The following is a 20,853-nucleotide window of genomic DNA, read 5'->3' on the forward strand; positions in this document are numbered from 1 at the left end:
AATAGGACCAGATGAATGCCAAAAGACCTGTCATCATTCTCTAAGGGAGATTATGGCAGGTTATTTGTTTTTCCAATAACCTATTTTACGCTATAATAAAAAGATGTGTAATAAGCCGATATATACAAAAGACATAAGCTAAGAACCTGACAGGAGGACGAGTCATGATCGTGGATACAAGCGGGAATCTGCTTGCCCGCAATACGAAGCTGCGAAATACATATCAAATTCGAAGCGCCTTGTCCCGCAGTGAGCTGGCCATCGTGTATACGGCAAGGCTGTTGGATAACCGAGAAAAGGTCATTGTGAAGGAATTTTTTCCGAATGCACTGGCTTTACGGGGGACAGATCGAAAAACGGTCACTTGTAGCGCTACGATGCAATACAAATACGTGGAATTTATGCATTATTTTTTGCGTGAAGGGCAAATGTTAAAGGAGTTAAGTCATCCGGGAATTGTCGGTTATATAGATCATTTTGAGGAAAATGGAACTGCTTATCTGGTCATGGAATACTGTGCAGGCAAAACGCTGGATCGAATGATGCAAGAAGAGGCTGTGCCAACGTCTGATCCTGCTTTTCTGTACCAAACGTTGCTGCCTTTAATTGATGCCTTGGAGTATATTCACAACAAAGGAATTATTCATCGGGACATTAAGCCAGGCAATATTATGATTGGGGAACATGGCAACATCAAGCTGATTGATTTTGGCTCTGCTGTGCATTTTGAAGGCAAGGAGCATCCGATCTTCACCACGGCAGGCTATTCTCCGCTGGAATTTTACTCTAACCGTTCGCAGCAGGGGCCTGTATCGGATATTTATAGCTTGGCCGCAACGCTGTATTATTGCCAAAAAGGATCACCTCCACCGGATGTGCCAGGCAGATTATTTGCAGATCGAACCGAACGGATTCGGATCGAAAATGCAGGGATTTCACTACTGCCGTATGTTATTAGGCGCGGTCTGGAAGTACAGGCTACCAAGCGTTGCCGCTCACTTCGATGGTTTAAAGCCGCCCTACGTGCGGAATATTGGATAAAAAAAGAGAAGCGCCCTACTCTTACGGTTCGTTAACCGTAAGAGACGGCGCTTCTCTTTTTTTATTCCGACGATGTTATCCTGTCGGAGCTTGAATATGGTCGGTGTAGACTGAAGTATTCGGCTTAATCGCTTTATAGCGCAGCTCAATTTCAGTGACACCATCCTCAAATGTGATATATAGTTTGTCACCATACTCCATGACCGCTTTTTTGTTGCGGATCAATCTGATTTTTCCATGCTGCAGGGCGCAGCGTGTATCATGTTTCACGATCAGAGTCCCTTTTTTACCTGCGGAAAATAGGATTCGTTCCGCTTCTGGTAATGGTTCGTGAACGTCAAGCGTACGGAATAACTCCTGCAAGCTGACCTTATGACCCGGAAAGGAGGTAAGCGGCCAAGATTTTACCGGAATCTCCTGCCCACTCGCTGTAGCGAGAAAATAACCTTCGATTCTTCCAGCAAACTGCGGCTTCGGTTGCAAGAACCAATACAGAAGAGCAGCTATCACAATGCTGATGGCTACCGTCCATTTAATGGCTGTATACCGGGATTGGACTGAAACGGTCAGTGTAGCGCTACTGGATGCACCTTCTGGATCGGTAGCGGTAATCTTTAGCTTCGTGTCACCTGTGTGAAGCTCGGATAGCAGCAGATCATTACCGTTAATCTCGGCATTAATCGTATCGTCAGAAGCTCCTGAATCCAGCTTATAGTTCAGCTTGTCATGATTGGGATCAACAATAAAGTCTGATAAACTTCGACGGGAATCACCGTCTTCTTTAACCAGGCGAATCGTCAGGTCTTTTAAAGCTTGTGGTGCTGCATTGGTGGCGTGAACCTTATGTACAGTTCCCTTACGGTACCACTGCGGACTATCCAGGGATAGCTGCCATGTATAATCACCCGTTTGGGGGAACGCATATTCGGTATAAAAGGCTCCTGACTTATAGGTCATAGGCACCTTTTTAGCTGTACCGCCCTTTACAGGGGTAACTATAATATGGGCTTGGAGAGATGTGTATACAGCTTCATCTGTAAGCTTTTGGCCATCCGGTAACACGAGCCGAGCTTGAAACGATGTCGCTTGACCCTTCAGCAATTGCATAGGCTTGTCGCCATGAGTTGCTGTTGTTTGCGTTCCCCCTGTAGTAGCTTCAGCTTCCAGTCGGTAGCTGCCAAGTAAATTGATTTTAACCAAATCTCCGCGTATTCCCCGTAATTTTAACTTCACTTTACCTGCTTGTGGATGCTCAATTTTCAAAATTGCATATCGGCTCGACTTGTACCTGCGGACATTTTCTGAATTGGAGTATAGCTGGGTTTCCAGCAGGGGATGCTCCGACAAAAGCACCAGATTGGCTTCCTCCATACTAGAGTCCGGTAGAGTCACCGTTAATTCTTGCATCTCGCCAGTGGTCGTAATTGCAGCAACTGGAACGAGCTTGGAGCGAATTTGACTGGCAAAAATACGGTTCAGAATTTCGGGCAGATCCTCAGCACTACTGGTAATAAAAGAAGCTCCTCCCGTTTGAGAAGCGATCCGTTCGAGTTCTTGCCGGTTTACCGTGCCATCATGATTCAGACCAATCGTATACACCGGGTATCCCTTGGTCTGTGCAGATTTGATGACAGAGGATACATCGTTATTCGAGTCACCCTTGGACCGAGAACCAGAAGAGGCACCAAAATCAGTCTCTCCATCTGACAATAAAATCATAAAAGGCTGACGCCCTTGGGATGCTGCTGCGGCTAGCAGTTCTGAGCCTTTACGCAGTCCCAGTCCCAAATCTGTATAGCCAGAACGGTTCAACATTCTGATTTCCTGCTGGATTTGCGATTTTTGCGCTGCCACGCCAATCGAAGTCAGTGGTTTTGAGGCGACAACGTGATGGTTGTAGGCGACGAAACCCACACGTGTACGGTCTGCATCACTCAAGTCCATAAACATACTGATGACTTCGGCGGCAATACCCTCTGGATCCGTGTCTCTCATGGAATAGCTGGTATCCAGTACAAAAACAGCATCGTAACCCTCGATCGAAGCAGTCCCCAAAGATGCTGCATTAGCCTGATTTACAGTGCAAATGACCCCGTTTAATCCTGTTTGAAAAAATAGTACAAAAGTCATGAAAGTAATAATTCCTAGTTTCCTTATTCTGAACATAAGCTCCTCCATCGGCGAGACCAATGTGGGCGTAGCAACTCTCCTAATCCTTGGGATATAAGGGATAAAGGATCAAAACAGCTGAAAAACCTCACATTAGCCATGAATTTGATACTTTTACGCTTCTCAGAAATATCCAATGAACTTCTATCGGTCATTGGATTCCATTTGTGAATATTTCCCTGAAGAAACAGGTCTAACATATCATAAAAATTACATACTTACGCATAAAATGAGTCAAAATGCCCTGTTTCAATCTGAGACTACAGAAATTGACAAAACTGAAGGGTGCTTTGTATGATAGCTTTCGTATCAACGGCAAAAATTGGGATTGAAGTTAGGAATACGAAATCATAAATTTGAAATTTCTGTGTTATATGACTTTTGATTTTGAATTTTCTCTCATTTGAATGCCTTGCCGTTAAAAGCCGAATAGCGCTTCGGACCGATTTTTGAGGTTATATGCCTGTACCGTAAATGTGGTATAAGCTCAATCCTTTGACGAATTTAAATGTTAAGTAGGGGGGAGGAGGCAAATGAACTAAAAATGAATATTCGTCCGTTTCAAATTGGACATCCCGTGTCCGTATATGGAGCAATGGACCTATAACTCATACTTTATTCATTTGCCGACAGCGATGGAAATCATTTATCAAACCAACCGGACAATGCTTTTTGAAGAGATTAACCCGGAAAAGCTGGACCTGATCACCATAGTAGGTGATGTGAAGGGTATCGACAGCTTGAGCGATGAGAAGATCAAGGAAATTAATCAGCACCTTCTGGTGCGTAGCTTTGACGAATTTTTGGATAAGTTTTCACCGACCGTATATTCATTTTTTAACGCGGCCAATCAAAAGGTCGTCTACACCCTTAAAAAGCCTGAGGGAATTGATGAGGATAGCATTTCTGAAATTCGTATTAATCAAAGTAATGATTTTCTGAAAATGTTATTTACGCTCATTGATACTAAGCGCAGTCAAGGAATCACCAATGTAGATTTCAAATTTGAAAATCTGCTGGATATGATTTCACCGAAAAAGGTTATGGACGATATTCGTCAAGTCCGCAAAGAAATTCACTATATGTACGGTGAATACGACAAGCTGGATGATGGCGATCCGAAGAAACTCGACATGGGTGACAAGCTGAATGCCATGTTCGAGGAAGCGAGCCAGAACTATAACAACGTTATGGCTATGCTGCCGCTGGCAATTGAGGACATCAAAACCCGTCTTCTGCTCGGTGGCGCCCAAGAGGAAAACGCCGGTGAGTTGATCCAGGTGGGTATGCTCTCCATTGGGGAAAGCGGCGAACTGAAAATTATTGAAGCGCCGAAGAGCGAAAGTACTGAGCTGATGCTGTTGGATGAGAACAGCACTGGCGATCTCTCCCAAGTATTCGAAGAAGATTATAACTCTATCACAGATACGCCTTCTGACTATGTGAAGGACTTGGTGGTTCGCACGTTTGTGCCACTTCCAGCTGTTCAGACCAAGGTTGACACAGCGGTTGAAGTTCAGAACTACAACACGTATCTTGAGTTCTATAAAAATGCCAAGGATGATTTCGTAAAGGCGGTTAAGCCGCTGGTAGAAAAAATCCTCGGTGTCAAAATGTTCTTCGACCAATATGCGACGAAGAGCAAAGGAATGCTGCCGACAATGCTGGTGGCGAATAACAAGCTGGACATGCTGGTGAAAAGCAGCAATATTCCACGTCTGGAAACGTACCTGAATACCGTAAATGCCAAAAATGAATTCAGCGACACCATCTGGTTCGGGATCGTTCCATCTATTGAGCTGGAAGCAGCTGGTAAGGTGAAGGTGTCTCGTGAACGCTTTAAGGGCAACGAGAAGGTCGTAAAGCAGGGCGGAAATTCAATGGAATCGCTCTCGATGCTGCTGCAAGTCGTGAAGGATTACAAAATTCAAATGTTCTTTAACTTTGAATCCGGTGAAGAGACGACCTTCAACAGTATGGCGACAGCAGGTATCGACAAATATGTCGATAAATGCGCCAGTCTTGTGCGCAGAGAATATAGCGAATTTGCGATTCCTTGTGTACCGAACTTTACCATTATTCCGAAGGATAAATCGGGTGTCATTATTGATAGCAAAATGCTACAGACCGAAGACGGTGTGCAACTTTCCAAGGAAAAAGAAGATATTCTCAAGCTGTGGATCGAGGGCGTATATGTAGGCGCTGCCTACGTGGCTGCTGGCTTGGTCGCTTCTTATCAATGTCCTGAATACCTGCGTGAGACGTTCAAAACGGTCAATAAAAACTTCCCTGGTGTACGCTTTGACATTGAAGCTGGGGACAACAGTCTGCGCACAGTGACGACGATGGCCAAGGAAATCACTGGGTTCACCAACACGATCAAGGATGCCATCAACCGTAAAAACTTTGGCTTTGTATTCTCGTCTGAGAATGCTCAGATTCAGGATAAGGATATCCGCCGGATTACTGTCTACAAGGCAAGAAGCATGGCGATGTCCGAGGACGGCTTTGACTCCATCTACAAAACGCTGGTCAGCACGTACATTGAACGTATTTTGCGCTACCAAACAGGAGACTTCAAGCACGAAAATATCGTCCGCTTCTTTAGTAACAATCCGAGCAGTCAGAAGAGCAAGTGGCTGAGCAGCAGAGGATCTGTGAACTCGATCATTCAGGACGGAGACGATATGAGCTTCATTATTGATGAGAAAAGCAATATGTGCCATATCGATCTGGTCTTCAATGGTAATGTGAAGAACCTGGAAGTCATGATCACTAAGGGAACCAGCTCGGTCAAATCATGATCCGAGCACTACGAAAGATGTTAGAGGCGTTTCTATCCAGAACCGCCTTTATACATAAATCGCGGAGAAGCACTGCTTCTTCCGCCATCATTTTACCTATTATCAAGGAGGCAACACACATGGGATTCAGATTGAAAGTAGAAGGACAAGAAACAATTGAGCTGGGCTTGGATAACATCCAAACGGTTATTTATGACACCGATACACCGGACGATTCCAATGCACGCTCCACTGACGTAGGCTCCACGCTGCGCATCAGCGGTAAAATCATCACAGCAGTAGACGGTGACAGCGCGGATGACACGTTGAAATTGGCTTTGTGGTCTCTGGTTCCTGCTGAAAAAGCAGACAGCTACCGTAAAGTAACACTGGAAGTTATTGCAGCTGATCAAGTTGTGCGTAAAATCTACTTCCCAAATGCTTTCGTTGTAGACTACAACGAGCACTTCGGCGACACAGAAGGTGTAGGTGCATTTACACTCTACATCAAACAAAAGAAAGACAAAACCGAGCTGGCTACCATCGACGGCGGATATCCGGTTTAAGCTTAACGTCTTAACGTTAAGTGCAGCTTAAACACACACTCACCCGGCGCATACGTGAAGGGTGGATAAATATTAAGAGGCCTACGGGTCTCTTAATATTTATTTTTTTCGGAGAGGGGAACATCAGACAATGACCAACTACTATGAGCTGCTCGGTGTCGGCCGGGATGCTTCGGAGGCAGAGATTAAGCAAGCTTACCGTAAACTGGCCAAAAAGTATCATCCTGATACCAACCAGGGAAGCGAGGAAGCAACGCGCAAGTTCAAGCTGATTCACGAGGCTTACAATACCTTGCGTGACGAAGCATTGCGGCAGGCATACGATGCTGAGCTCATCCGAAAAGTAACGGGAACTAGCGGAGAACAGCAAGAAAAAGCAAGAGGGGCAGCAGCACCTTCAGGGGGTACACGTAGGGCAGCCAAAGGATTCAATCCGGCTGACATAGGCACTGATTTTGAGCAATTTTTCGGCTTTCATCCGAAAACGAAGGAAGGCTCACCAGGGAAAAAAACGAAAAAATCCGGTGATCCGACGGATACCTCAGCCATGTTCAACCAATTTTTTGGTATTCGTAAAAAGTGATGATTTCAGGATAGAAACGGGGGAAGCAAGCAGTGAAAACGGCGCAGAGCAGATGGGTTTTCATCATAGATGTTGCCATGTTCGGGCTGATGCTGGCGATCGCCTTTTATGTGTTTAACCGTACAGGCTACAGCGGTTTGAAGACTGTGGTCGCGATAGGTATTGGGATTAGCGTGCTTGTATACATACTGCGCAATCTGGTTTCCGTGGTCCCTGTGCCAAGGCCAAAGGCAGAGCGTAAACGGATTGCCAAGCTGGTGTTAATTGATGAAGAAGGTGAATCCATTAAAGAATGGTATATCGAAGGCGAAACATCATTGTTAATCGGAAAAACAACGTCACGCTCTGAGGCGGATATTGATTTGGCAGGTACAGATTATGCTTCCTTGGTAAGTGTGGAGCATGCGGTACTCAACCGGATAAACAGTGACTGGTTTGTGGAGGATGTGGATTCCGGCAATGGGACCGGGCTACGGTCTGCGAACGAAAGTGTAACCAAGAAGCTGGAAAGTGGCGAGCCTTACCGAATTTACTCAGGTGATTTATTATATATTGCCAATACCAGGCTGCTCGTTAAATAGAAGAAGTTGCACAATCCTTAGATTGCTGTAAAGACAATCAAGACAATGGGGGAAGGAACCGACTATGAGTTTGACAAGATGCCCGAACGGACACATGTTCAGTACACGAAAGCACGGAAATACGTGTCCTTATTGTAATACAGTAGTAAATATAGCCGCACCCAAAAATGCCGAACCAGCAGCGAAAACAAACGTTGCAGGAGACGATGACAAAACCATGCCGTATTTAGGCGAAACCGTGGGGATTCACCCAGTAACCGGATGGCTGGTATGTATCGAAGGAGCACAGGTGGGTCAGGACTACCGCATTATGGCGGAGAAAAACTTTATCGGGCGCGCAGAGGAAATGCATGTCCGTATTATCGGAGACAACACGATTTCCCGCAGAAATCATGCGGTCATTGTGTATGATCCGAAGAAACGCAACTTTTACTTGCTGCCAGGCGATTCGTCAGGCTTGGCGTATCACAATAACGAGGCGGTATATTCACCAGTGGAGCTGGCTGCTTATGACGTGATTCAGCTCGGGCGCAGCAAATTTATCTTTATTCCGCTGTGCGGCGCTCATTTCGAGTGGGATAACGAAAATTAGAACGGAAGTGGGCAATGGTGCAGGGAGGTAACGATATGCAGCCTTATTTTGTTGTATGTGGAGCTGCGGTGCTATTCGCTGTTCTTCTCATCATCCGTATACGACTGACGCGAAGTTTCGGCAGCCGTACCGTGAGTGGAATTGAGATTGGAAATGGTCAAACGATCGGGAGCCGGAGCGAGCAGGATGATTATTTCTCCAGTATGACCACCCCTGTCGGTACGCTGGCGGTTGTTGCAGACGGGATCAGTGGGCTGGCCAATGGGCGTATGTCCAGTACCTTGGCTGTGACGACTTTTACGAAGGCATTTGCCAAGTTAGAAGATGCAATGAATTTGAACGGATATTTTGCAGAGGCCGCAACCCAAAGCAATCGAGGCATTTTGCAAAATTTGAATGGGCAGGGCGGGGGAACGACGCTCGCGGCGGTCATTGTGTGCGGCTATCAGCTGTATTACGGAGCGGTGGGCGACAGCTTGATTACAATTTACCGCAATGGTCACTTTCAGACAGTCAATTCCAAGCATACTGCGGAAACACTGCTGGAGGAACGAGTACTTGCTGGACAAATGACCTCGGAGGAAGCTAAAACGAGTCCTGTACGCAATCAACTGGTCAACTACTTGGGCTATGAAGGCTTTGAGAGCATGGAACTGGGGAGTGCACCAATTCGTCTGTATTCGGGTGATTATGTGCTGCTGTGCAGTGATGGCATTCAGGAGGCACTGACGGAGATTGAGCAGGAAGAGATCATGCGCAAGGGCGGAACTCCGCAGGAAATGGCGGATGCCATGATCGACACCATCAACGATAAAGGGTTTAAAAGTCAGGATAATGCGACAGTGCTTATTTTGGCGATAGGATGAAACAAGAAAGACGGGGGTAGCGATGCGCAAGGACAACAGCGATTTTAGTACCGCCTTTGTGTCGGAAGCGGGCTCTTACATAGACAACCGGGACTATTTTGCATTCATGGAGACGGACGACATGGCCTGTTATGTCCTCGCAGATGGTCTGGATTCAGATCAGGAGCTGCGCAGCGCAGAAATGGTTGTCAAAACGGTGCTGGAAAACTTCATGGAGAAACCTTCCATGTCCAAGCGGCGTTTGATGAGAGATCTGCGTGAAGCGCAGGAATGGCTGCAATTTGAAAGCCGTCGTGTCCGGCTCAAGGCCAGTCTACTGATGGTAGTGACCAACTATAACAAAATGGTGTACGTTTCGTGCGGTAATGTGCGGCTATATCATTTTCGCAATGGAAGGCTTAATTTCCGCAGCAAGGATCATAGCCTGGCTCAGTCATTGGCGGATGATGGACGTATTCCAGACGAAGCGACCAGTACACACGAGGAACGGGGCAATCTGCTGGAATACCTCGGGAATCCGAATGGGGTTCATGCCCATTTCGCCAAAAAGACACAGCTTGCAGATGGAGATGTAATGCTGCTCGCTACATCTGGGATGTGGGAGGATGTTGAACTGGCGGAAATGCTGGGTGCGCTGGAGGAAGCGAAGGACCCGGGTATGCTGACGGATACGTTGGAAGAGGTCCTGCTGAGCAAACAGCGCCGGACGGTGAATAATTACACGGCTGCCGCCATTTATGTAAACAAAGTTTTTCAGGAAAAACCTAAAAACCGTCGTAAGCTGATCAAACGGATCTTGATTGCGTTGCTCGCCTTTGTAATCGTGGGCGGGGGAGCATGGATTACACTAGCGCGTATGGCTGCGAACAAAGCGGCTGCGCTGGAAACGATGATTGAATCGGCTCAGGCCGCGGATGATTATGCAAGAGCAGGAGATTATGCAAAAGCGCTCAAATCCTACAGTGAAGCGAAAAATGCGGCGATTAAGATTAACGATAAAATTCACAAGCGACTGTATACAGCTGAGCAGAAAGTATCTCAATTGATGGTAGATGGAGACGGCTATGTAGAAAAGGCCGATTTCACCAAAGCTGAAGCCAGCTACGAGAAGGCACGGAAAAGTGCCGGGCTATATCCACCGTTTAATGTGAAGGACATTGAGCATAAAATCGACCAACTGGACAGCTATGCTGAGACAGCGAGCTGGATGAAGGACGGAGATTTAAAATTCCAGGGTGGCGATTATACCAATGCGCTTAAGCTGTACAAAAAAGCAAACAAGGCAGCGATGGAATCTGGTTATACGTCCGCGCAAAAAGAGCTGGAAAAGAAAATAACCGAGACCAATGACAAATTAACATCCATCCAGCAGCAGCTCAAGGAGATTCAAGCTGGCAAACTTCAGGCCAAAGGGGATCGGCTGATGAAAGATCTCGATTATGAAGGAGCCATTGACGCTTATAGCGGGGCACAGGAGATTTATCAGGAGATCGATAAGCTCGAAAGTGTTCTGGCGCTGGAGCGGAGCATAGCCAAGGCGGAGGAAAAGCAGAGCGCGGAGCAGCAGCAAAATGGTCAGCTTCCTGCTGGATTGGGATTGTCTGACGGAGCGATGAACGACACAGATACCGGGGACGCAGCGAGTGAAGCTTCATCTTCTGCTGGGGCAACCTCTGCCACAGCATCGCAAACGAAGGTTGCGCCGACGGCTTCAGCAGGTACTACGCCCGCGAAGAAGGAGGCCTCTCCGGCTGCAAAGAGCAGTGGTACGGGGGATGGCAATGCCGCTTCGGCCAAGGCGGACACCAGCAAAGAGCAAGGAACTGCTGATTCTGCTTCTAAAGCAGCCGGGGCGTCTAATTCAGAGAGCTTAGATCAGGCTGCTGCGAACGGGAAATAAGTTTTTAATGTTCATTGAATGCTGGAGTCGGAAAGGAGTGAGGCGTCGTGAAAGAGCTGGTACAGGATCGTTTGAGCAAGATGGACGATTTAGAGCAGAGACGTTTACTGAAAAATATGATGGCCGGGGTATTTATGAACCTCGTCGAATATCAGGAAGAAATGACCCGCCAGCTAGAACGGCGGGTATTTGAGGAAATTGAGAATACGGAAGAAAAGTTTGATGTGTATGTGTCATTGACATCGCGTGAGGACTATGACCCGATTCATGAATTTTTATATCCTGTGTTGCCCTCCGATGCAGAAGAAAAACAGGTAGACATCAGCCGTGTGGCAGAGGTGGTGGGCGAAGGCGGGGAGATGCCGCTGTTTACGCTTTTTCTCGAAATGGAGACCGAACGAATCTCGGCACTGGTACGCAGCAAGCGAATTTTCTCAGGAATGCTGGTCACGGAAACCGGAAACTATCCGATTCGTTTTCGTTTGGAGCATAACCGTTCTTATATTTTGGAGATTGAGCAGTTGTATCATACGTTTATGCAAAATGGTATGCCGTGGAAAACGATTAATCACCCGTACGCTTATAAATTTGTGGACTGTGTATTGATTGGTGGAGACGGCGAGCCGGCCGCTCATGAAGAAATCCATGAAATCACGATTTCGTTGGAGGAATTCGACATTTTTAAGAAAGCCGATGTTTTTCCGCTATGGAACATTGAAAGACTGGCTCTAAAGAACAGCGGTTTTCCTATACCAGCTATGGATCGTGTGAACTATGAGCATGTGCTGCCTTTGCGTAAAACAGGACCAGAGCATGGTTACCTGATTGACGGGACTGAAAGCGATATCCGCTATATCAAGCGGACAGAAGAGGAACTGACGATTGTCACACCACGTGATAAATCTGGCGAGTGGAATGTGTTGAAGGTTACGAAACCAGCTACAACCAAGCTTAGTCGTCAGACCTATCCGGTATTGTCCAATCGGCGGCAAGACAGCTTTTTGGGTCGCTATGCAGGGAAACAGGCCGTGATTGTCCGGGCCAAAGCAGAGATCACGCGCATCGTCAATTCGTTTGAAGCGGCACAGGGGCTGGAGCTAGAGCGTGTGGACATCTGGGGAGGTGCAGGGAGAAATGATATAAGCAACCTTGTAACCAAAACTCAGACGTATCCGTTAAATCCGTTTGTCAGCGATAATGTACGGACAGAGGATGGCAAGCAGATCATGCGATTGGGGTTCAGACGTGGTTCTGAGGATGTTTTGCCAACCGCACCTGCTTACATTTTGTCCGATTTAATGAGCTTTCTGGTGTCGGAAGTGCAGATGTATTTTCCAGAGTACAAGTGTGAAGGAGAATGGGTGTGAATTACGTTTGGGATTTGCTCATGCGCGCAAGGAAACAGGGGCTGGATGTAGATAAATTCCGCTTCGTACCCGCTGTCAGCTATTCTCCGTATATGGAGCTTAGCTTGGCTGAGCTGAATACGTCCCATTTGGAGCAGGTAGTGGAGATTAATCCGTACTACCGCTTTTATTCTATTTTTCGGGATCTGTTTCCACCGGATGCAGCAGAGGATCTGGAGCTGAGAGAATCGCTATTTGATATTATGATACATTTTCTGGCGGAGATCGATCTGTATCAAGGAATGAATCGGCGAGAGTACCATATCCGGTTTGTTCAGCGTGATATTGTGGATGGCATTTTTGGCCCGAAGGTAAAGGAAGCCTTTGGACAATTAAACCGTGAGGAACAGGACGCGATTGCTGAAGGCCTGCTGCGCCTGTATGAGACGGGGGAAGCCGTACATCTGCTAAAACAAACGATGCGTCGCGTCTTTCATCGCTCGATCATTTACACCAACTGTGAGGAAAAAGACGAACTGCTCATATATATTGGTCAGGAGGAAACGATGCTCTCACGAGTCAAAGTCGATTTGATTCTCGATTTGTTTCTTCCAGCACGGTTTACGACGGAATTGTATTGGACCAGTCATTTCGGCATTTTGGAGGAAGACCCTACGATGAAAATTGATGCTATCGCCCTCTATTAAGGCTAAATGGCTAAGAAAGGACATGTGAACGATGAACGGACCCTATACATACAGGTTGCTAGACCCGCTCACCGATCGAAAAAACGCTCGTTTCACGACCAAATATACGCGGGCGGAATTGGAGCAAATGACGACCTTTCAGTTGCGTGGCATATGTGATAAGGAGCGACTGGTCGAGGGCTTTGCGAATCGTCTGGCACGTGAAGAATTAATTCGCGTAATTTTGCGATTTCGAAGCGCGGAGGAGCATCTACTCATCACCAGACCCAATCCTAGCGGCTTTGAGCGTATGCAATCGGCATTACAGCGCAACTGGAACGACCGCCGGCAGGAGAGCGGTGGTATCCGAGTTCCCGCCAAAATCACGCTGTATCAGGGTGTGCGCACAGGTCGCATGGACAACTATCGGATCGAATCCGATTTGCCTTGGCTGAGCTCATCTAATGTGCTGCTGGTGAATGCGACAGGGGAATTGTGTGGTGTTTTAAATTTGGTGAAGGACGAGGGACGAACAGGCGTATATTATCTTTCTCGTCACCGCGATGCTGAACTGCGAGAGACATCCAATCATAGCTATAGCTTGCTGTTTTTGCGAAAGCAGGAATCAGAATATTTTTATAACCTCTACTATGGAGATAAGCCGATGCTACCGCTGAAACTTCAAGGTCACCGAATCCCGGTGGCAGAGCTGATCATTCGGGGCACGGAAACAACCGATGCGGTACTGGCGATTGACTTTGGCACCTCGAACACCACAGCAGGTGCTTATTTGGATAGTTCCTACGTTACGGCCCCTGATACAGGTATGAGCAGCACGGTAAGGCTGGATGCCATCAATTATGTATCATTCCCTGGCCCAAAAGGTACGGAAGGCGACTGGATCGAAGTGTTGCCGACCGCCATTCGCGTCGCAGACTGCTCCAATCCCGAACATATCGTTTATGCATTTGGGGAGGAGGCACTACGTGGAAGCGATGTGGCAGGCAGCCGTGCCACGGTATTACGAGGGATTAAACGTTGGGTCAATGACTATAAGCGAATCGAAGAATTAATGGATTCTGAGGGGAATACAGCAACTGCTTCCCGCAGCGATATTTTAGCGGCGTTTATCCGTTATGTGATTGCTACAGCCGAGCAGCAATTTAAGTGTCGGTTTCGCAATTTACACTTTTCTGCTCCTGTCAAGCTGCAGCCCCAGTTTATTGAGATGTTTAGCGATATTTTGCCTGATTACCGGATTGAAGCGGAGGATGCGCTGGACGAAGGGCTGGCAGTGCTCTACAACACGTTGGCAGACCAGATGGAACGAGGAACTTTTGCAGACGGTGAGGAGTATCAGGCACTTGTCATTGATTGTGGTGGGGGCACTACAGATCTGTCTTCCTGCCGCTTTCGGATAGAAGATGGACGTATTGCTTACAAGCTGGATATTCACACAACGTATGAAAATGGGGATACCAATTTTGGCGGCAACAATCTGACGTATCGGATTATGCAGTTTATGAAAATTGTATTTGCAGGTTATTATGCTGCCGAGACGCGTTTGCCTGACACCGATATTGATGCTCTGATCGGCATTCCTTCGGGAGATTTGTACCGTCATGTGGATGAGTTTGGAGTAGATGCTGTATATGCAGGGCTGGAGGAACGCTATCGCGACGCAGAGGCGATCTTGCCTACCGCGTTCAAACGGTATGAGCATGCTACACGGGATGAATATCAACGGGTACTGAGTAATTTTCATCTGTTGTGGAGTGCGGCAGAAAATATGAAAAAGGAATTTTTTCTACGTACGGGGATCTTGCGCAGTCGCTTTGAATCCGAGCAGGTATTATCTGCTGAAAGCGACCTGAACATTGCCGTAATGGATCGTTGGCTGGTTTCGGTGATTGAGAACGGACGGTTCCGTGATGAATATGGTTTGCCTGATGTGGTGTTTAATATTCGTGAAGTACAGCAGCTACTTAAGGCAGATATCTACAATATTGTGCGCAAGTTTCTGGATGATTTTTATTTGGAGGGGCGCTTGCAGGATTATTCGATTATCAAACTGACCGGGCAGTCCTGCCGGATAGACGTGTTCCGCGAAGCGCTTAAGGAATTTGTGCCAGGGCGCAGTATTGAGTTCCGACAAAAGGCAGAAGATCTAAGCCGGGTACCTGAGTTGAAAATGGCCTGTCTGCGCGGGGCTATCCGTTATCTGAACGCTAAAAAAATGGGGACCATTGAGCCTGTCATTACCAATCATATTCCAGCTATTCCGTATACGGTCAGCGCATGGACGCATACGGGGCGTGAGAAGGAGCTGATTGCGAGTTTGGAAAGCAACCGGGTACGCGGTTCGATTTCCCGGCCGTCTCAAGCGGTCGAAGTGGAATTCTTCCTGACGGCCAACGGGGGTAAGCTTCGTCAGCGCCATGTGTACCGCAGTCGGCCAGCTGCTTTTGAACCCATGCCGTATGAGGAAATCGCAGAGCTGTACGGTCGGGATATCCCGCAGGATGATACGGACTCCATCCGCAATGAGGAAACGAAATATTTTGTTTTTGTCGGGGATAGTCGTTGGGGCTTTTATGTAGTACCGATTACCCGCCGTGATGAATTGCTGTATCTGGGTCCCAAGCGCTTTTTTGCCTTCGAAAATGATCTCTCCGAGCTGGATTTCTTTGACGGCACGAAATAATAAATTAAGAATTATTCAAATGCAGAAATCAGAAAAGCACACAACACTTGGAGGGAATAACATGCTGTATGCAGGTTTTTGGAAACGAACTTTAGCCTATATCATTGACAGCCTTATTTTAGGATTTGTGTTTATGATAATCGGACTGGTCTGGATCATCATTCAGGCCATTGGAGATTGGGTGCCATCTCCGGCAGAAACCTCTATGCTGACAAACGGGCCGACTGCTGTTTTTACCATGCAATTATTGGGGCAAACTTTGATGAATTTGGGGGCTTCATGGCTGTATTTTGCGATCATGGAATCGTCCAAATGCAGAGCTACGGTGGGCAAGCTGGCTCTTGGTATCGTTGTAGTAGATGAATTTAACCAAAAGCTGAGCTTTGGACGTGCGAGTGCCCGCTACTGGAGTAAAATTGTATCGAGTATCATTTTGTGGATCGGTTTTATCATGGCAGGCTTTACAGCTAGAAAACAGGCTCTTCACGATCTGATCGCCCGTACCTATGTTGTGGACAAGCGTGAGCTGAATTATATACTTCGCGAGCAGGCTGGGCGCGGAGCCGGGATGTAAAGGTAGATAATAAATTCTGAGATTATAATGAACCTCAGTCTTCAATCAGGGGGAACACGATGGATTTACGCAGATGTATAGAAAAGAATTTTCGTCTATTTATTGGATTACTTGGAGTAAGTAAAGCTCCACCCACCACCGATGATGGAGTTACAGTCCCGCCGCCTGCGCCCGGTGTGAATCGGCTATCTGTTCCCCTAAATAAAGAAGAATAGAGAAAGGAGGGAACCCCATGTTAACGCATATCGTTCCAAAGTTTGAAAAAGGTCGTATTCTCAAAACCGAGATGCTGGAAAATCTGCGGGATTACCCACGTAGCTTTCTGGATATCCGATATCAGGATTATTCGGATGGCATTATTACCGGAATGAACGTGACCGTTGGGGAACATGCGCTGACCGTAGGCAGAGGCATTGTAAAGCACAAGAATAGATTATACCTGCTGGAGCAGGAGCAGGAAGTGCCGTATGCAGCCACGGGGCGGCTGTCGGTGTTGAAGCTGCTTTTTTTGGAACAAACAGATCGCCCGGATTTCACCGTGCATCATGCAGATATTGTGCTGGAGGCCGAGGCTGAGATCGGATTGGATGAACTGGAGCTGGGCCGGTTCAAACTCAAAGATGGAGCCGTGCTTCGCTCCAATTATCAGGATTTTGCTGATATGGCTACTGAATTTAATACATGGAGTGATATCCATGTCCCGTTTGCGGGCTTGTATCAAAGCACATTGCGCCCGGAAACGATGCGCTACTTTGCATCCGAACTGCTCAAAAGCGGTACAAACGATCCGATGGATTGTATGTTTGCACTGATGTGTCTGAACCTGGAGGCTGTGGACAGAGAATCTATCCAGCATTATATTGCGAACCGAAGTGGTGCGGAATATAAGGAATTTTCACATGCTCAGCTCCATAGGCAGCTAGTGTTGATTTTGGAAGGAGCCGGACGGGGGAAGCGCACAGCAGGCCGCTGGCAGGGCGGCGGAGCCGGACGGATGATTGTGGATTAAAATAACTGATAGAGGAGTGGAGTGTGCATCCCCTCTATCTTTACTTCTATGTCCCGGCATTTGATAAATCAATCCGGTGTAAGCCTATACATTCTTTTAAATAAAAAAATGACATATGTATAAAAAACAGGAATAAAGTCACTAAGACTATAGTCGCTTGTTTGGTGAAGTGTACATTTCTTATTCTGCTGAAATTCGACATTTTATATGCTAGATGAGACTTGAACGGATAAGTTGCAGCCATTACGCAATTGTGCTTGTCCATGATGAGTCTTTTCATATCGCTCCTCTATACCTTGTAAAACCAGTCCGATTAGAGTAGAAATTTGCATACATATGTATAAAAATGAGTATTAAGTCTTGGAAACGCCCTTTGCTACTGTGAATTGACAAAATATAAAGCAGTGGCTAATATGGTTGGGGACACGGGAGATATTGGAATTTATAAAGGGGTAATGAGTTTTGAATAAGAGACTAGATAACAAATGTAACAACAAAATGAGATGGAGCCAAACGATTTTGGGAGCGCTGTTGGCGCTTAGTCTGGTGTTACTCAGTGGAGGAAACGCGTGGGCTTCATCCAGTGAACAATTAAAATGGGTTGAAGGTGGCCGAAAGGTAGACCTGGGAAAGGTGGCTACGGTTGATTTAGACTCATCTCTTCTTTTTTTGGATGCGGCTAACACTGCAAAGGTAAGCGAGATGAATCACGAAAAGCCATCTGGCAAGGAAATTGGGAGTATATTTCCGAAAGATGAAAATCAAAATTGGGAAGTTGTTTTTGAATACTATGAACTTGGACATATCAAGGATGATGAAAAAGAAGATATCGATGCAGATGCCATTCTAGATAGTTATAAAGAAGGTACGGAAGAGAGTAACAAGGAAAAGGCGGAAAGTGATCGCCTGTATGTTACAGGCTGGGATGTGGAGCCTTTTTATAATGAAGCGACCCATAATCTAACTTGGTCTATGCTGGCGGAGGATGGGAACAAGGAAAAGCTGATTAATTATAATGTTCGCGTGCTCACTCGTCAGGGTTATATCTCTGCCATATTAGTGTCCGATCCTGCACATTTGGAGGCGGATAAGAAGTTTTTGAATGAGAAAATATTACCCAAGTTGACCGTCAAATCAGGTGAGCGATACGAGGATTTTAATGCTTCAACAGACAAAATTTCTGAGTATGGCCTGACTGGACTGATCTTGGGAGGAGCTGGCTTGGCAGTAGCTAAAAAGGTAGGCTTGTTAGCATTAATCATTGCTTTTTTTAAGGGCGCGGGAATTAAGGTGCTCGTCCTCATTGGTGCGGCTTGTGCAGGTGTGTTTGGTGTGATAGGCAAGTTTTTTGCCAAATTATTTCGCAAGAAAAAATCAGAATCCTTGCACAATGAAACGAATGCTCAGGATCAGTCAGAAACATTACGGTAGCTCTAAAGAAACACACCATAATAAAATTGCTGATAAAAAGGGGGATTTGTATGTCCGTTCATGATGATGAGAAAACGAAAATTTATAAATTGGATAATAAACGTTTTGCTATTCTCCATCCTCATGCCATTCTTACCGATTTGGCTCAGGCTCAGGCAGAAGCAATCAGTGTGCAGCTTTCCGAAGGAACTGTGACGATGGAAGAAATGGAGCATTATGATTATTGTATTCCATTACATGCAATAGAAAGCGTGCAAACAAATTTGACCAAATTTGATGATACATTGCTTCTTACCTATACAAAAGCAGGTAGCTCCACAGCTGAAAAAGTGAAAATGGAATTTGCCAGTGACGAAAAGGACGCGTTCGTACAGCATTTGTACAGCTATATGAAAGAGGATTACACTTATGAGCAATCTACGAATACAGCTTGGGCATCTATGAAACCGTCGATCGTCTTTTTTCTATACACATTATTGATCGGGGGCTTTCTCTCCTGGTTGGCGTATTATATGGAGACGGCTGATGAGTATTCGTTCAGGGTACCTGCCATCCTGTACCCGGTTGTAGAGCTGATATCATATACGGGTTATATCCCGGTCGTCATCTTTATGGGGGTAATTGCACTGATTTCCTTAATGATGGTCGTCAAAAGAGCCATCAAACCAAGCACTAAACTGATCATCGAGCGCAAGCCACTATCTCAGGCAGCCTGATCAGTACACACAGATATGTAGCTTAGATAAGAGCTTTGCCAAGACCAATTTAAACAGATGATTCTGGTAACAATATACCCATGAATCATCTGTTTTTTCGTTTATTTATCCCTTGTAATACTTTCGGTACACCGCAGGTGTTGTGCCTTCATATTTTTTGAATATTTTAATAAAATACCCCGGCTCATTGAAGCCAAGCTCACTACTGATCTGGGATACAGGAATATCTGTAGCTTCGAGCAGCTGCTTCGCCCATTTCATCTTTAAGCGGGACAGATAGCTGGAAAAGTTCTCACCCGTTTCCTTCGCAAACAGCCGACTAAAATAACTCGGACTAATGTGACACAAGTCAGCCATGGCTTTTAGAGAGAAAGTTTCACCTTTGTGCTCATAAATATATTCAAAGGCGGGTTTGAGTACAGGATTCCCGCACGGAATATCCTCATCCCCTGAGGAATTCAGATAGGCATCTGCTAAGAAATTATTCATTTCTTTCTTAAGGCTTTCGATATGCTTCAGCGAGTAGCCAGGAAGGATCTCGGACAACTGCGGATTGGACTGTATGGCCGAAGCCTTTTCGAACATTTCTGCAAGAAGATTTTTGTTCATTGCTTCTTCAACAATATAATTACACAATAAGGATAACATGTTGGAGATCATCTGAATTTCCTGATAAGTCATCGTCGGCAGATCGGCGTAGTAGTCCTTAAGTTCCTCCCATTTGGAACTGTACAGTTTTTCATTTTTTGACGTGAGGATTTGTTCCAGCTGTAAAGCGCTCGAAGGATCGGCTAGGCGAACCTGACCTGCCATGACGGCGCCGATGTACTTATCGTCGATAATAATCGGTACTGCGATGTCAACGATGTCATAATGACAGAGATAAATATAAGGTTTGTTGGAACGCACCGCTTCAAGTCCACCACGAGAATCACATTTTTGACAGTAGGGAAGGAGATTCTCATCTTGGCGAACCTTCTTGCAGAACGATTGGCATTGGCTGTGGCTAGTTACGGGATTCCCTCTATAATCGACGGTGAGAATGGCTAATTTGGTAACGGATGCTAATGAATCCTGCAACTGCTCCCACTTTTTCAAATCAAAGATTTTCTGGATGCTCAAATGTTCACGTATCAAGATTCTCATCCCTTAATGGTAAATTATCCTGTAAGCAACAACAAAAAAGTACAATTTACATTTTTCAGTGCAAAAAAATACGATTGTAGATTATAATATATTCCTTGATTCCTCCAATGTAAAGTTCACATGGTTCGTTTATAGTTTTAATCAGAACGAAACCAACACC

At 46.1% G+C, this 20,853-nt stretch carries 17 protein-coding genes; 15 read left to right on the forward strand and 2 right to left on the reverse strand.

Annotated features, from left to right (window positions below; all coding sequences use genetic code 11):
• The first annotated feature begins 164 nt into the window (after window positions 1-164).
• On the forward strand, window positions 165-1,076 hold the full coding sequence (locus BN1546_RS18495; RefSeq protein WP_090738528.1) for a serine/threonine protein kinase: 912 nt from the start codon (window positions 165-167) through the stop codon (window positions 1,074-1,076).
• Window positions 1,077-1,116: 40 nt separating this feature from the next.
• Here BN1546_RS18495 and BN1546_RS18500 read toward each other — a convergent pair whose 3' ends face one another.
• The gene (locus BN1546_RS18500; RefSeq protein ID WP_255305430.1) at window positions 1,117-3,207 is read right to left on the reverse strand and encodes a vWA domain-containing protein; all 2,091 of its coding nucleotides are present in this window, start codon (window positions 3,205-3,207) and stop codon (window positions 1,117-1,119) included.
• 638 nt (window positions 3,208-3,845) lie between these two features.
• Here BN1546_RS18500 and BN1546_RS18505 point away from each other — a divergent pair.
• From BN1546_RS18505 to BN1546_RS18570, 14 genes are all read left to right on the forward strand, one after another.
• Entirely contained in the window at window positions 3,846-6,014 is a 2,169-nt protein-coding gene (locus BN1546_RS18505) for a hypothetical protein (RefSeq protein ID WP_025365581.1), read from the forward strand.
• A gap of 119 nt (window positions 6,015-6,133) precedes the next feature.
• Window positions 6,134-6,559, forward strand: a complete 426-nt coding sequence (locus tag BN1546_RS18510) for a hypothetical protein (protein ID WP_007431573.1) — start codon at window positions 6,134-6,136, stop codon at window positions 6,557-6,559.
• Between the two features lie 130 nt (window positions 6,560-6,689).
• Window positions 6,690-7,142 (forward strand): J domain-containing protein, encoded by a 453-nt coding sequence (locus tag BN1546_RS18515; RefSeq protein ID WP_090738530.1) that lies wholly within the window; start codon window positions 6,690-6,692, stop codon window positions 7,140-7,142.
• 32 nt (window positions 7,143-7,174) lie between these two features.
• Window positions 7,175-7,723, forward strand: coding sequence for an FHA domain-containing protein (locus tag BN1546_RS18520; protein WP_090738531.1), 549 nt, complete (start codon window positions 7,175-7,177; stop codon window positions 7,721-7,723).
• Between the two features lie 64 nt (window positions 7,724-7,787).
• Window positions 7,788-8,315: an FHA domain-containing protein gene (locus BN1546_RS18525; protein WP_040103097.1), complete on the forward strand. Its 528-nt coding sequence runs from the start codon at window positions 7,788-7,790 to the stop codon at window positions 8,313-8,315.
• Window positions 8,316-8,350: 35 nt separating this feature from the next.
• Window positions 8,351-9,181, forward strand: a complete 831-nt coding sequence (locus BN1546_RS18530) for a PP2C family protein-serine/threonine phosphatase (protein WP_090738532.1) — start codon at window positions 8,351-8,353, stop codon at window positions 9,179-9,181.
• A 22-nt stretch (window positions 9,182-9,203) separates the two neighbouring features.
• Window positions 9,204-11,081, forward strand: a complete 1,878-nt coding sequence (locus BN1546_RS18535) for a hypothetical protein (RefSeq protein WP_058710414.1) — start codon at window positions 9,204-9,206, stop codon at window positions 11,079-11,081.
• Between the two features lie 47 nt (window positions 11,082-11,128).
• On the forward strand, window positions 11,129-12,448 hold the full coding sequence (locus BN1546_RS18540) for a normocyte-binding protein (protein ID WP_090738533.1): 1,320 nt from the start codon (window positions 11,129-11,131) through the stop codon (window positions 12,446-12,448).
• Window positions 12,445-13,134, forward strand: a complete 690-nt coding sequence (locus tag BN1546_RS18545; protein WP_090738534.1) for an iron-dependent peroxidase — start codon at window positions 12,445-12,447, stop codon at window positions 13,132-13,134. The genes BN1546_RS18540 and BN1546_RS18545 overlap by 4 nt, the downstream gene beginning before the upstream one ends.
• A gap of 31 nt (window positions 13,135-13,165) precedes the next feature.
• Entirely contained in the window at window positions 13,166-15,817 is a 2,652-nt protein-coding gene (locus tag BN1546_RS18550) for an Hsp70 family protein (protein ID WP_090738535.1), read from the forward strand.
• Between the two features lie 61 nt (window positions 15,818-15,878).
• On the forward strand, window positions 15,879-16,391 hold the full coding sequence (locus BN1546_RS18555; RefSeq protein ID WP_040103103.1) for an RDD family protein: 513 nt from the start codon (window positions 15,879-15,881) through the stop codon (window positions 16,389-16,391).
• A gap of 232 nt (window positions 16,392-16,623) precedes the next feature.
• On the forward strand, window positions 16,624-17,400 hold the full coding sequence (locus tag BN1546_RS18560; protein WP_090738536.1) for a DNA and RNA helicase: 777 nt from the start codon (window positions 16,624-16,626) through the stop codon (window positions 17,398-17,400).
• A 498-nt stretch (window positions 17,401-17,898) separates the two neighbouring features.
• Window positions 17,899-18,831 (forward strand): DUF2167 domain-containing protein, encoded by a 933-nt coding sequence (locus tag BN1546_RS18565; protein ID WP_025676101.1) that lies wholly within the window; start codon window positions 17,899-17,901, stop codon window positions 18,829-18,831.
• 50 nt (window positions 18,832-18,881) lie between these two features.
• Entirely contained in the window at window positions 18,882-19,547 is a 666-nt protein-coding gene (locus BN1546_RS18570; protein WP_090738537.1) for a hypothetical protein, read from the forward strand.
• Between the two features lie 105 nt (window positions 19,548-19,652).
• Here BN1546_RS18570 and BN1546_RS18575 read toward each other — a convergent pair whose 3' ends face one another.
• Window positions 19,653-20,684 (reverse strand): PocR ligand-binding domain-containing protein, encoded by a 1,032-nt coding sequence (locus BN1546_RS18575; protein ID WP_090738538.1) that lies wholly within the window; start codon window positions 20,682-20,684, stop codon window positions 19,653-19,655.
• Window positions 20,685-20,853: the final 169 nt, after the last annotated feature.

This window comes from Paenibacillus sp. Mc5Re-14, from assembly GCF_001049835.1.
Classification (GTDB): Bacteria; Bacillota; Bacilli; order Paenibacillales; family Paenibacillaceae; genus Paenibacillus; species Paenibacillus polymyxa_C.